Here is a 13,734-nt window from a genome sequence, read left to right on the forward strand (position 1 = left end):
TGGAAACGAGTGCCGGGCGTTCCACTCACCCGCCGCGGCAGGCGTTCGCTGCCGGACCCGCAGAAGGAGGCGGATAGATTGGCCCGCGGAGGGACGCGAATGAGCGCGAATCGCTGAGTAACGGAAAGACGATCCGGGCTAGCCCGGGAAATTTCATGAACAGGAGTGAAGCTCAGTCCGGAATTTCCGTCCGCCTGCGGCGGAGCGACCTTGTCGCGGCTCGCCCCGACAGAGTCGGCCCGGAGGGCGGATATTTCATGAAATATCCGGGCTAGAACGGGAACCCGACCGAGAACAGCAGCGTGCCGCCGGGATCGCGCGGCCGGGGATCGAGGTTGCGGCCATACTCCATCCGCAACGGGCCGATGAGCGTCTGGTAGCGGACGCCCACGCCGACGGCGAAGAGCTGTTCGGCGAACGGATAGTCGGCCAGCCGAACGGCCATCCCGAGCGCGTCGCCAAAAACCACCAACGACCATTTGGCCGTCAGTGCCTGCTCGATCTCCGCATTCAGCAACAGATAGGTTTTGGCGCCGATGAACCGCCCGTCCGCGCCGCGCGGAGCCGCCTCGCCTTCGCGAAAGCCGCGGATGCTGTTGTCGCCGCCGGGAAAGAACCGCTTGTTCACCGGCAGGTCCGAATCGTTGTTCTGCGACCCGAACGTCGTGATGGCGCCGTGATTCAGCCCCAGGTGCACCCAGCGGCCGCGGCCCCACGGACGGTGCCACGATCCGCCGAACTCCAGCCGCTGGTAATCCACCGTGCCGCCGAGATAGTGGCTCGCTGTTTCCGTTTGCACAAACCAGCGATACCCGCGCCGCGGTCGCAACGGATTGTCGCGCCGGTCGCGCACCAGATTGAGTTCCACGCTCGCCGCCGTCACCTGCTGCTCGTCCGCCGTGCGCGTGGCCAGGTTGTTGTCCTGATTACGCAGCGATTGGAACGTGTAGCCGAGCGTCGCGTTGGCGCCCAGCCAGCGCACCGGTGCCGCGACGGAAAAGTTCGCGCCGTATTCCTGCCGCAGAAACGAGGTCTCCTGCCGCTGAAGTCCGAACACGCGGCCGGTGCCGTCGAGCGATTCGCCGAACAGCTCGGGCACGGTGTAGCTGTACTCGCCGCGGCTGCTCTTCATCGACTGCACCAGCAGCAACCGGCTCTGGTGCGCGCGGCCGAACAGGTTGAACTGCCGCAACTCGATCCCGCCGCGCAGTTGTTCGTAGCTGCCGTAGCCGAGGAGCAGACTCGCCTCGAGCTCGCGTCCCTCCTGCACGCGGAAAACCGGATCGCGCACCGGACCCTCACTCGGCTCATACCGCACGTCCACGCGGTCGAAGACGCCGAGCCGCCCCAACCGGAACCGCGCCTGATCGAGCGCCAGCGGGTTGAGCGGTTCGCCGGGCGTCGCCCGCACGCGGCGCTCCACGACGGCCGGCACCGTTTTTTGCAGGCCTTCGAAACGCACGTGTCCGATCGTGACGCGCGCGCCGGGTGCGATCGTCGCGATCACCGTCACCGGCTTCACGCCCTCCGCGGCCGGCCGCGCGTCGCGGCGCATTTGGACGCGCACGTCAGGATAACCGCGTTGGTAGAAATGATTCCGAATCGCCTCGGCGATATCCTGCTCGAGGTAGTGCGTCCACGGGTGCTGCTCGAACCGCTCCAGCGACAGCGTTGTCAACTCGTCGGCCGCGCCGGCGGTCTGCACGTCGCGTACTTCCCACCGCGCGCCTTCGTCCACGATCACCGTCACGTCGACGTCGCCCGTTTGGTCATCGATGCGCAGGTCGTCGGTGCGCACGGTGGCGTCGGCATAGCCGAGTCGCCGCAGTTCGTTTTGCAGCCCTTCGACCGAGCGGCGCAAGCGCGCCGGCGAATAGACCTGGGCCGCGCCGCCGCGGATGAGCACGCGCTCTCCGAGGAAGAACTCCCGCGCAGCTTCGTCCGGCACCGCGTGCAGGCCTTGGAAGCGCACCTCGTCGAACCGGTACCGGCGGCCGCGCTTCACGTCCAAGTTCAATTCGGTCGCGCGCACCGATCGCGGCAGGGAGGACTGCAGCGTCGCGTCGAACGGGTGCGTTTCCGCCCTGCCCTCCGGAGTGGTGATGCGCGCCTGGATCTCGGGGTGCAGGAACCCCTGTTCGACCAGCGCGGACATGAGCAGAAATTCGGCGTCCTCGATCGCGCCCGCGTCGAGCGTCGCCCCTCGTTCGGCCCCCAGCAGGCGTTCGAGCGCGCGCCGCTGCTCGCGGTTGCGCAGCCAGCCGAGGCCGTTGACCTCGATCTTCGCCGGTTCCTGCGACCGTTCCGCGGCCAGGATCGGCGCCAATCCAGGCAACAACCCCGCGCAAAGCGCGACGCAGAGCACCCGCCAGAGCCGGCTATTTCTCATCCGTCTCCTCGCCTCCCTTCTGATAAAAGCGCCATTTGATTCCGCCGTAGTAGTCGTCGAACTCGTCGTACTCGCCCGTGAGCGACCAGCGCGGGTTCAACCGGTACTCGATGTTGTAGGTTTCCCGACCCTGTTCGGACACGTTTTCACCGCTGGTGATCGTGAGCCGCTCCACGCCCTCCGGATCGCCGCTCAAACTGCCCAGCAGGCTCTGGCCGAAGAACGCGCCAAAGCGCGCGGCCCGCTGCCGGTCGGTCGTGGCGACTTCATTGTTGGGCGGCTGTCCCGCCATCACGAGCAGCAGCACCTGCTCGGACTCGAGCGGCGGACTCGACGAGAACGTCAGGTTCGGCGAGGTCACCGGCCCGGTGATTTCCATCCGCAGATCGTAGCCGTAGCGGCGGGTCGCAGCGGTCACCCAGATCTGTGGCTGCAACTGCTCGGCCGTGAGCCGCACCTGGCCTTGCCGCACGTCGAAACTGGCGAAGGGCAGCCGGATCGCGCCTTCATCGATCAGCGCTTCGCCCGTGGCGCGTGGTTCACCCAGCGTGCCGCCCAGCTGGAAACGCGCCGTGGCCGTGCCGTTGAACACCGGCGTGCGCAGGCGCAGAAACCGCTCGCCCTCGACCCGCACGCTCAGCCGCCACGCGTTGAGCGGCGGCGTCTCGATCGCGAAATAAGGCGGCCGGCCGCCGGCGGATTTGGTGCCGCTCGGAATGAGCGCCCGCACGTCGGACAGAAACAGGCTGTCGCGCAGCCGCACGGTTCCGCCGATCTGCGGCGGACCGCTCGGGGGCGTGGTGAGCGTGAGGTCCAAATCGCCGCGCACGAGCAACCCGGCTTGGCGCACGAAGGGCAGGTTTTCGCCGCGCAGCGAAAAATCGAATTGCGGCGGTCCGCGTGGCGGCAGTTCAGCGCGACCGCGCAGCGTCACCAACTGGCCGCCAATTCGGCCGGTGACGTTTTCCACCACGGCGCTCCGGCCCTCGAGCCGCACGTCGGCGTTGATTTCCTGCACGACCCCCAATGGCCCGAGCGGGCGCAGCATCGCGTCGCGCAGGCGGACGAAACCGCGGAGCCCCTGCGTTCCGTTCAGCGTCACCTCGAGGCTGGCGCGACCTTTCGGGGCGAGGTAGGTCGGAAAATACTGCGCGGCCACGGCGACATCCGCATCGGGGATCGAGAGGCGGAATTCTCCGCGTTGCATGAATCGCGCGGGCTCACGCACGAGTTCGCGCCAATCCGCCGCCTCGAACGGCAGCCAGCCCTGCGCCTGCACCGCCTGGTCCTCGACGGCCAGCTGCAATCGGTCCAGCCGCACGCCATGTTCCTCGCCCGTCAGATGGAAATCCACGCCTTCGATCTTGGGCCAGCGCCACGGGAAGCGGCCCGCGATCGGCGCGAGTCGCTGCGCCCGGAATCGCACTTCACCGCGTGGCTGCGCGAACGAGCCGCTCAGCTGAGCCCGTGCCTCCGGCTCGATAATCTGCACGCCGATCAATTGGGCCAGCTGTTCCCACAATCGAGGGTTGGGCGTGGTCATCGCGTTCACGGTAAATGCCGCGTCGGTGTCCACCTTCACCAGCGGTTGGGCCGCCGGCTGCACTACCACCGGCAGCCGCGCACTGACATTCACGATCTCGGATTCGCCTTCGCCGATGCGCAGTGAGGTCACCTCGAGCTTTTCTTCGTCGCCCTGCAGTCGCGCGGAGATCTGGGCCGAGCGCCCCTCGCCCAGCGGCAGCGTCACGGCGCCGGCCGCGGCAAATTCCGCCGGACCGTCCTTCCAGCGCGCGCTCACTTCGAGTCCGTCCACCGTCCAGTCCGGTGCAGGAAGGTCCACCAGGTCACGCAGCCACTGCGACTTCAACCCGCGCAGCGACGCGGCCAGCTGACCTGCCGAATCCCCGCGCGTGAATTCCGCTTTCACGGCCGCGGCCGGACCGGTCCATTGGAAAGGTTCGAGCCGCAGGATCGGCCGCCACGTAAACACCGCGGGGTGAGCCAACGAAAGTCGTTCCTCCGAACCTTCGCGCCACCGCAGCTCCGACAAGCGCACCTGCTGCAGATCCGCCGAACCCCCGGCCGAGATCGTTGTGGTCCCGGCCTGCGCCTCCGCCGTGAACGCCTCGAGCTGTTCACCGCGACCTTGCCAACGCAGTTCGGCGCGGAGCGGCCGAAGCTTGGACGCGCGGAGCCCGGTGATGGTGGCGTGACCTTCGTGCGTCAGGTCACGCGCCGGTCCGGCCGCGTGCACGTCGAGGTCCAAGGTATCGAACACAAGATGCTCCGGCTGCCAGCGACCGAGCGACTCGCGGGAAATCCGTCCGGACGCGCTCGCGTCCTTCAGTTCACGCGCACGGAAATTCCAGCCGCCGCGCCCGCGCAGCTCGTCGCCGTTCGCCGCCACGGCGTGGGCTTCGGCGATTTCCAGCTCGGGCCAGGTCATCTGTCCGCGGGCGGCGAACCCGCGCCAGGTCGTACCACCGATCGCGAGATCCTCCCCCTGGCCGGCGAATTCGATCCGCGCGAACCCCGCGTCATCCGGTCGGACGCTGCCTTCACCGGTCACGTGGCCGCGCCCTTCGAACCACGGCAGGTTCTCCAATTTGAGGGCAAACGAGAACGCTGATCCCTCGGTATGCAGCCGGCCATCGCGACCGATCGCGACGGGCGCGCGAAGCTGCGCCTGGGCACCGGGCAGGGAGACCTGAAGCGTCTCGGCGACGAACTCGCGGGTGTTCCCATGCCCGCGCGCCTCGATCGCCAACGGCGGCGCGGGCGACTTGGTGCGCGGCTCACTCCGGAAGGCCACGTTCGCGACCCATTGTCCGCCGCCCCACTCCACGCGCGCATCGCCGCTCACCCGATCGTAATGCTGACCGAGCCGGATTTTCTCAGCGGGCAGGTTCCAGTTCTCCGCAACGAGCCGCGCCTTTTCCGGCGCCCAGCCGGTCGCAGGAAACTGAACGCTGATCGGCGCGCGTTGATCGAGCCACGTCACGTCGCCCTCGAGCGTCGCCCCGACGCTCTGCATGGTCGCGGTGGCGCCGAGCTGCTCCGCCCGCGCCACCGCGCGCCAAGGTTGCGCCGCCGGCACGGCAACGTCGACCGCCGCGTGCAACGCGCGATATCCAACATCCGGGCACGCCAGGGTCCGCCCTTGCCACACCACCGGGCCAAACGTCAGCGCGCCGTTTGGCCATTCGACGCGGCCCGCTCCGGTCTGCGCGTCCGGCAGCCACGTGGAAAGTCCCTCCGCCACCCGCTCCAGCCGCGCCCGCAGCGGGACCCAACCGCGCGGAGTCGTGGAGGGCGACGTGGAGCGTCGCTCCGTCACTTTCACGGACCAGTCGCCGGCGCGCACCGGACCGATGCCTCCAGTCATCCGCCGCCAAAGCCAGAGAACCGGCGTGTCCGCTTCGACGCGGCTCACGTGCACCTCGACCGGCGCGCGAGCAAAGGTCGCCTGCTCCAGCCGGAACCGGCTGTAGCCGATCCGCTCGTAGCGTTCAACCTGGAGACCGAAGCGCGGTCCGATTCCCGCGAGCGCCACTCCGAGCCACCAAGGCACGGTCAGCACCACGGCGATCACCACCGCCGCCACGCTCCCGATGATGATCGCGAGAAGTCGCATGAGGAAAAGACATGCGCACCTCCCGCGCCACCGGCCGGTCAGGCGGCGGGCGCCAGACCGCTCCGCCGCAAGAGGGCGTTTAGGTCAGGCTCCCGACCCATGAACCGCCGAAACAGTTCCGCCGGATCCGCGGAATTTCCCCGGCTGAGGACGTGTTCGATGAACGCCGCCCCCGTGCCGGCGTTGAACAAACCCTCCCGTTGGAAGCGCGTGAAGGCGTCCGCATCGAGCACCTCGGCCCATTTGTAGGAATAGTAGCCCGCGGCATAGCCCACGGGATCGGCAAAGACGTGCGTGAAGCGTTTCACCACCGTCGGCGCCGGCGGCTCCGTCGGCACCAGGCACTCCGCGATCGCCGCGCGCGCCAGCGGCTCGATGTCCGCGGCCGCCACGAAATCCGCGGTCCGCATGTGCAGCGCGAGATCCATCCGGGCGAGCGACAGCTGCCGCATCGTCGCGCAGGCGCTGCGGAAATTCCGCGCCGCGGTCATCTTGGCGAACAGATCGTCGGGAATCGGCGCGCCGGTCTGATCGTGCCGGGCAAACAGATCGAGCCCCTCGCGCTCCCAGCACCAATTCTCCATGAGCTGTGACGGCAGCTCGACGAAATCCCAGGCGACGTTGACGCCGTTAAGCGACTTGATCTCCACCTCGCCGAGCAGGTGGTGCAGCAGGTGGCCGAACTCGTGGAAGATGGTCTCCACCTCCCGATGCGTCAGCAGCGCCGGCCGGTCGGCGGTCGGCGGCGTGAGGTTGCCGCAAATCAGTCCGAGATGCGGCGCGCGCTGACCGGCCGCCGTGGGCCCACCGGTGATCAAGTAGTTCATCCACGCCCCGCCCCGCTTCGATTCGCGCGGGTGCCAGTCGGCGTAGAACGAACCGACGTGCCGGCCGGTACGGTCATGCACGTCGTAGAATTTCACCTCGGGATGCCACACCTCCACGGTGTCATCGGCCGCGACGCCGGCGATGCTGGGGCGAACCGTGATCTCGAGTCCGAATACTCGCCGCGCAAGCTCGAACAGGCCCGGGATCACGCGATTCATCGGGAAATACGGTCGCAGCGCCTCCTCGTCGAAGGCGTAGCGCGCCTGCCGCAATCGCTCCGCCCAGAACGCGAGCTCCCAAGGCGCGAGTGGACGGACGGGCTGCCGGGTTTGCTGCGCCCGGAACTCCTCCAACTCGCGGCATTCGCGCTGAAACGCCGTCGCCGCCCGCTGTTGGAGGTCCGCCAAGAAGGCCTCGGCACGCGCGCCGCTCTTCGCCATTCGCCGCTCCAGCACGAGATCGGCGAAATGCGGTTTGCCCAGCAACGCCGCCTTCTCGGCGCGCAGCCGTAGAATCCGCGTGATCAGAGCGGTGTTGTCATACGGCGATTCGGCGCCGACGCCCACCGCGGCCGACCAGACTTCGCGGCGCAGTGACTCGTCTTCGGCGTAGGTCATCAGCGGTTCCTGCGAAGGCTGGTGCAGCGTGAAGAGCCAACCTGTTTCGCCTTTTGCGGCGGCCTTCTCGCGCGCCGTCGTCCGCGCGTGTTCGGGCAGGCCTTTCAACCGCGACTCGTCCGTGACCACGAGCTGCCACGCGTTCGTCGCGTCGAGCACGTTCTCGGAGTATTTCTGCGTGAGCTCCGCCAGTTCGGCCTGCAGCGCCTCGAGCCGTTGCCGCTGCGCTTCCGGCAGGTCCGCGCCCGCCTGCCGAAAATCGGCCTGGGTCTCGTCCACAAACCGCCGTGCCACGCCCTGCAACGCCCGACCGTTGGACGAATTCGCAAACGCTCCCAGCCGTCGCCACAGCTCGAGGTTGAGCGGAATCCGCGCGAAAAACGAAGTGACGCGCGGCAGCATCGCGTTGTGCGCCGCGCGCACCGCCGGCGAATCCGCGACGGATTGCAGATGCGTGACCTTGCCCCAGGCTTCGTTGATCTCCTCGGTGGCATGCTCCAGCGCCAGGAAGGTGTTTTCGTAGGTAACCTCGCCCAGCGGCGTGGCGGCGATCCGGTCGATCGCCACCTGCGCACGATCGAGGGCCTCGCTGATCGCCGATTCGATATGCTGCGGATCGAGCCGGGACCACCGGATGTGAAACCGCCGGTCGAGGAAGGGATTGTCAGCCATGCCCGCAAACACCCGCGCGGACTGGCGGATGTCAAACTGCAAACATCACCACGTATAGCCGGCGCTGAACGATGTCTGCCGACGCGCGGCAGGCACCGCCGGGACTTCCTGAAAGGTCGAATCCCAGAGGTTGTCGACTTGCACCGATAGCGACAACCGGCGCAACGCCGCCGGCCGATACGTGACTCCGAGCGAGCTGATGAGCGGGTGGTCACCGCCGCGGGTCCGCAGCAGATTGGCCGCCTGCACGCGCACTTCGTTGTCGAGCCGGAGCTCAATTTCGCGCGTGAGCCGCGCGGTGACCGCGGCCGTCAGCCGCTGACGGGCATAGTTGAGCGCATAGAAACTCGCGTCCACCAACGCGCCCCCATAGTCCGCGTCCTTCGTCAACCAGGTGTAGCCCAACACCACGTCGAACCGCTGCCACGAGCGTTGCGCCACCACCTCGAATCCCGTGGTCGCGATATCCACCGCACTGGCCGTGCGCGCGGTCACGCCGCGACGAAATGTCCAGTCGACGAGATCGTCGTCGCGCCGATAAAAAACGGCGGCCTGCCCTCGCCAGCCGGCGGCGGCGAGTTGCGCGCCCGCCTCAAGGTTGTGACTGGTCTCGCGACCGAGGTCCGGGTTGCCGCGAAACAAACCGGCGGCGGCGCTGGAGTTCAGCGCCGTGTAGGTCGGCACCTGGCTGGTCTTGGCGTAGCTCAGATAGAGTTTCTGCCACGGGCCCGACGATTCGCGCGCGAGTTCGAGGATGGGCGAGAGTTCCCCGCTGCCGCGGTTCGTGTCGTCGTAGCTGGCCCCCGCCCTGGCCACGAGCTTCGCTCCGCCGCCCAAGGCCCGGGACCATTCCGGCACGAGCGCGAGCTTGTAGAGCTGCCGAGTGTTGAACCGCCCGAAAATGAGCGAGGTGGACTTGAGTTCGTCGTGCCACGCCTCCGCGCGATAATTGAGGGCAAACGCATCGAGCGACTGGCGGCCGCTCAGCGCGGCACTCTGCACCCACGTCGTGTGGCGGAAATAAGGCTGCACCGGTCCGATCAGCCGGTTGTAAACATACTCGTCCTTGTTTCGCCGGTAGGCAGCGCCCGCCTCGAAGAAATCCCCGCCGCCGAAATCCCGCCGGTGATTCAACGCAATCAGGATCGTTTCGAGATCGTCGGTTTCGTTCGAGTTGAAGGGGGTGTAGAGATTGGGCCAGCCGAAGAACTTCGCCTGATAGCCGGCGAACAGATCCGTCTGCGCGCCGGCGCCGGCCAGCTGCAAACGCGCGTTGACGCGGTTCAACACGTGATCGCCATACGGCACGGAGCCGTCCGAGTCCGAATGTGCCCATGCCACGTCGGCGGCGAGTTGCCGTCCGCCGAGTTTCACGTCGCTCACGTAGCCCTGATAAAACTCGCCCTGTGTGAGCCCATCCTGGCCCGCGCCAACCGCCACGGCGCCCGCGGTGCGGATCGGCCGCCAGCCGTGCAGCACAGAGCCGACAGTGGCATTGGTCGCGCTGAGGCCCAGGTCCGCGCCCGTGACGATCTGCGGCGCGCCCAGCATGGCCGGAGCGACGGGAATCTCCGCGAAATAATGCCCGGTCTGCGGATCGAAGAGCGTGACCGCACCGAGCGTGAACCCGGTATTTTCGAAGATGCCGCCGCGGATCGCGATGTCGGCCTGCCCTTCGGCAAAGTTGCGCGCCTGCACGTCGACGCGCGGTTCGAACCGCAGCGCCGAGACCGGCATCGCGAAGGTCGCCACGGGCGCCTGATTGGCGACGCGTTGGGAATACACGGTCAGCAGCGGCAGGGACCTGTCCGGCGCGTCCGCGAGCAGGCAGGTCGCAAGGGCCAGCCAGCCGAAGCCGACGAGAACGGGTGCGGGGCGGGTCGTGATTGAGAAGGTGGAGGAAGGGCGCATCGGTTAAGGCGGACCGCCAGCTTGGCTTAACAAGCCGGCGCAAGAAAACCCCGGCGCGGGGGCCGGGGTGAATCAAAAGCGAAGGGCGGGGCGCTTATTCGTCGCCGTCCTGGCCGATGGCCTCGACCGGACAGCCCTCAAGCGCCTCCATGCATTGGGCCACTTCCTCTTCGGTCGTCGGCTGCTTGAAGACGTAGGAGTAGCCTCCCTCGTCATGTCGCTGGAAAGAGCCCGGAGCCGTTTCCCGACACAGGTCGCAGTCGATGCATTGCTGATCGACGTAGAACTTGCCCGGTGCGTTCTGGGGCCATTTGTCCGCTTTATTGGCCATGGTTGGCGCGAACAAAGAGTAATTGCGCACCCTGTCAAGCGGGCTCCCCGGCGGCCAAAACCGCGTAAAACTGCCGGTGGCGACTTGTGTTTGCCGGGGGCTATTCCTAGCTTGCAACGCGATGCTGTCCGACCGCCCCTATATGCGCGACGATTACCCGCGCAACCGCACGACGGTGCTGACCTGGCTGATTTCCGCCATTGTCGCGATGTTCGTGCTACAGCACCTGTTGTGGCGGTTGTTCAACGCCGACACCCTGCTGGACCAGTTGCTGGGGCTGAGCGTCGCGAACCTCAAGGCGGGCCGGATCTGGACGCTCGTCACGTACAGCTTCCTGCACTCGAAGGCGAACTTCCTGCACATCATCGCCAATCTGCTCGGGCTGTATTTCGTCGGCCGGGTGTTGCTGCCGGTGCTGGGATCGCGGCGCTTCCTCGGACTCTACGCCGCGGCCGTGGGCCTGGGCGGCGCGCTGTGGCTGGGCACGCATTGGAGCGCCGGCACCGGCACGCTGATCGGCGCGTCCGCCGGCGTGCTCGGGCTGTTCATGCTGTTTGCCTGTCTGAACCCGAACCAGCCGATGACGTTCCTGCTGTTCTTCATCGTGCCGGTCACGTTGCGGCCCAAATATGTCGCCGCCGGTTTGCTGGCTTTTGAGCTGCTGGGCTTCGGTTTCTACGAGGTGATGGGCGCGGTTTCGCCGTTCGGCGCTCCCTTGGCCCATTCCGCTCACTTGGGGGGGATGCTCGCCGGTTGGGTGTTCTTCCGCACCTTCCACGCCAGCCGCGGCTGGTTCCGGCCCTCCCGCCCGGACGTCGAATTGCCGCGTTGGATGCAAAAGACCCCCAAAGCCGCGCCGCCCCCCGTTTACCAGGTCGACGTCACCAAACGCGAGGACCTGCGCGCGGAGGTGGATCGCATCCTCGATAAAATCAACAGTCATGGTTTCGGGGCGCTGACCGAGGAGGAAAAACGGCTGCTGGATGAGGCGCGTGACCTGCTCAGCCGCCGTTGACCGGTCGCGCCGCGTGATCAAGTCCGGCGCCGCGCGTGCCGACTAGCAGTAAGCGCACGAAACAATTGCCCATTTCGCCTATCTAGAAACCAGTCATGTTGCACCGTCCTCTTTTCCGCCGTCTGGCGCTCGCCTCCGGGGCGCTGATTTCGTTGCTCGCCGTCACGTCGACGAACGCCGCGAGCGATCGCAAGTTCGTCACCACCCCCACGCTGTCGGTCGAGGCCCGCACGCTCGTCAACCTGCTCGAACAGGCCCACTACAACCGCGATGCGGTCGATCCCGCCGACTACGGCCAGGTCGTGGAAAACTACATGGGCGACCTGGACGGCCAGCGGCTCTTCTTCCTCGCCACCGACAAGCAGAAGTTCAACGAGCAGTTCGGCGGCAAGGCCATTTACTGGAACCTTTATTCGCTCGGCAATATCGACGCGGCGTACGAGATTTTCCGCCTCTACGAGGATCGCGCGCACGCGCGGATCAATTGGATTTTTGAGGAGCTCAACAAGGAGTTCGATCTCTCGGGCCAGGACACCTACCGCGTGGATCGCAGCAAATCCGAATGGGCGGCGACACCGGCCGCCGCCGACGCGCTCTGGCGCCAGCGGTTGAAGTTCGAGCTCATCTCCGAGCTCATGAACAAGAAGTCGATGGACGAGGCCAAGCAGACCGTCCGCAAGCGCTATGAGCGGATGCTGAAGAACGTGGCCGACCTCGAGCTCAACGATGTGGCGGAGTTGTTCCTCTCGAACATCGCCCGGATCTACGATCCGCATTCGACCTATTTCTCGGCCGACACCTTTGAGGACTTCGGCATTCAGATGAAGCTCCAGCTCGTCGGCATCGGCGCCCTGCTCGGGATCGAGGAGGACTACTGTTTCGTGAAGGAAATCGTTCCGGGCGGTCCCGCCGACCTGGGGAAGCAGCTCAAACCGAACGACAAGATCATCGCCGTGGCCCAGCCCGGAAGCGAGCCCGTCGAGATCATCGGCATGAAGCTCCGCAAGGTGGTCGAGATGATCCGCGGCACCAAGGGCTCGCAGGTGAAGCTGATCGTCGAGCCGGCGGACGCCACCGATGCCTCGACGCGGAAGGAGATCACGATCGTGCGCGACGTGGTGAAACTGAATTCCGCGCGCGCCCGCGCGGCGGTGTTCCAAGTGCCCGACGCCACCGGGCAGACCACCGTGCCCCTCGGCGTGATCACGCTGCCCGCCTTTTACGGCCCCGCCGACAGCGAGGATCCCGAGGCCGAGAAGACCAGCGCGACGAAGGATGTCGCCCGGCTGATCGAACAGCTGAAGGACGCCGGCATCAAGGGCCTCGTGCTCGATCTCCGCCACAACGGCGGCGGCTATCTGAGCGAAGCCGTCGATCTCACGGGTCTGTTCATCTCGCGCGGTCCTGTCGTGCAGGTGAAGAACTACGCCGGCGAAATTCAGATCGACAACGACAACGATCCCGCCGTCGCCTACCAGGGCCCGCTCGCCGTCCTCGTCGACCGCTTCAGCGCCTCCGCGTCGGAGATCGTCACCGGGGCGTTGCAGAATTACGGCCGCGCGATCGTGATCGGCGACACCTCCACGCATGGCAAGGGCAGCGTCCAGACCGTGCTGGAGATGAAGAACCTCGTGCCGCAACTGGCGCGCACCGGCGAGAAGAGCGGCGCCGCCAAGTTCACGGTGCAGAAATACTATCTGCCGAACGGCTCCTCCACGCAGCTCAAAGGCGTCGTCCCGGACATCGTCCTGCCGTCGATCGACGAATTTCTCCCCATTGGCGAAGGCAGCCTGCCGCACGCGCTCGTCTGGGATGAGATCCCGACGAGCTTCTTCGACGGTTCGCCGCTTGATGCAAAAGTGCTCACCACGCTGCGCGAAGCCAGCCAGCGCCGGCAGGCGCAGCTCGATGAGTTCGCTTATCTCCGGAAGAACGTCGACTGGTTCAAGGTTCGCCAGGAGCAGAAACTCGTGTCGTTGAATTTGCAGGCGCGGCAGCAGCAAAAGGAAACCGACGAGACCTTCCGCAAGGAAATGAAAACCAAGAAGGAGGAGCTCGCGAAGTCGGACTTCCCCTTCCGTGAATTCCGTCTGGGCCCACCGCCACCGCCGAAGATCAAGGCCGAGCCCAAGGAGGGCGACCTCCCGGAAGCCGTCGAGGACGAGCTTAGCACGGACGAGAGTGACGAGAGCTACGCCAAGGTCGACGTGCACCTGCGCGAGTCGCTGCGCGTCCTGAACGATGCCGTCGAGCTCGGCGAAAGCCCGCAATACTGGGCCAGCAACCACCCGCCGCTCACCTTGGCGGCCGTCAATCGCAAGGGCTGAACCGTCC

The 13,734-nt window shown here is 66.5% G+C and carries 7 protein-coding genes; 2 read left to right on the forward strand and 5 right to left on the reverse strand.

Features of this window, described 5'->3' with window-relative positions; genetic code table 11:
- Window positions 1-271 precede the first annotated feature (271 nt).
- From OTER_RS17630 to OTER_RS17650, 5 genes are all read right to left on the reverse strand, one after another.
- Complete coding sequence (locus tag OTER_RS17630) at window positions 272-2,389, reverse strand: BamA/OMP85 family outer membrane protein (RefSeq protein ID WP_012376296.1); 2,118 nt, start codon at window positions 2,387-2,389, stop codon at window positions 272-274.
- Window positions 2,379-6,026: a translocation/assembly module TamB domain-containing protein gene (locus tag OTER_RS17635; protein WP_012376297.1), complete on the reverse strand. Its 3,648-nt coding sequence runs from the start codon at window positions 6,024-6,026 to the stop codon at window positions 2,379-2,381. Before OTER_RS17635 ends, OTER_RS17630 begins: the two co-directional genes overlap by 11 nt.
- Before the next feature lie 38 nt (window positions 6,027-6,064).
- A complete protein-coding gene (locus tag OTER_RS17640; RefSeq protein WP_012376298.1) occupies window positions 6,065-8,143 on the reverse strand; it encodes a M3 family metallopeptidase in 2,079 nt (692 codons plus the stop codon).
- A gap of 45 nt (window positions 8,144-8,188) precedes the next feature.
- The gene (locus OTER_RS17645; RefSeq protein ID WP_012376299.1) at window positions 8,189-10,054 is read right to left on the reverse strand and encodes a TonB-dependent receptor plug domain-containing protein; all 1,866 of its coding nucleotides are present in this window, start codon (window positions 10,052-10,054) and stop codon (window positions 8,189-8,191) included.
- Window positions 10,055-10,148: 94 nt separating this feature from the next.
- Window positions 10,149-10,385, reverse strand: coding sequence for a ferredoxin (locus OTER_RS17650; protein ID WP_012376300.1), 237 nt, complete (start codon window positions 10,383-10,385; stop codon window positions 10,149-10,151).
- A gap of 22 nt (window positions 10,386-10,407) precedes the next feature.
- Here OTER_RS17650 and OTER_RS17655 point away from each other — a divergent pair, with 22 nt between their 5' ends.
- Together OTER_RS17655 and OTER_RS17660 are read left to right on the forward strand one after the other, a co-directional pair.
- Window positions 10,408-11,400 (forward strand): rhomboid family intramembrane serine protease, encoded by a 993-nt coding sequence (locus OTER_RS17655; protein ID WP_148218169.1) that lies wholly within the window; start codon window positions 10,408-10,410, stop codon window positions 11,398-11,400.
- A gap of 95 nt (window positions 11,401-11,495) precedes the next feature.
- Window positions 11,496-13,727: a carboxy terminal-processing peptidase gene (locus OTER_RS17660; RefSeq protein ID WP_012376302.1), complete on the forward strand. Its 2,232-nt coding sequence runs from the start codon at window positions 11,496-11,498 to the stop codon at window positions 13,725-13,727.
- Window positions 13,728-13,734: the final 7 nt, after the last annotated feature.

It is taken from the genome of Opitutus terrae PB90-1, assembly GCF_000019965.1.
GTDB lineage: Bacteria > Verrucomicrobiota > Verrucomicrobiia > Opitutales > Opitutaceae > Opitutus > Opitutus terrae.

Bases quoted from the DNA above. Each gene is read 5' to 3' on its own strand.
- OTER_RS17630 (WP_012376296.1), bottom strand. From the start codon at position 2,389: ATGAGAAATAGCCGGCTCTGGCGGGTGCTCTGCGTCGCGCTTTGCGCG.
- OTER_RS17635 (WP_012376297.1), bottom strand. From the start codon at position 6,026: ATGCGACTTCTCGCGATCATCATCGGGAGCGTGGCGGCGGTGGTGATC.
- OTER_RS17640 (WP_012376298.1), bottom strand. From the start codon at position 8,143: ATGGCTGACAATCCCTTCCTCGACCGGCGGTTTCACATCCGGTGGTCC.
- OTER_RS17645 (WP_012376299.1), bottom strand. From the start codon at position 10,054: ATGCGCCCTTCCTCCACCTTCTCAATCACGACCCGCCCCGCACCCGTT.
- OTER_RS17650 (WP_012376300.1), bottom strand. From the start codon at position 10,385: ATGGCCAATAAAGCGGACAAATGGCCCCAGAACGCACCGGGCAAGTTC.
- OTER_RS17660 (WP_012376302.1), top strand. From the start codon at position 11,496: ATGTTGCACCGTCCTCTTTTCCGCCGTCTGGCGCTCGCCTCCGGGGCG.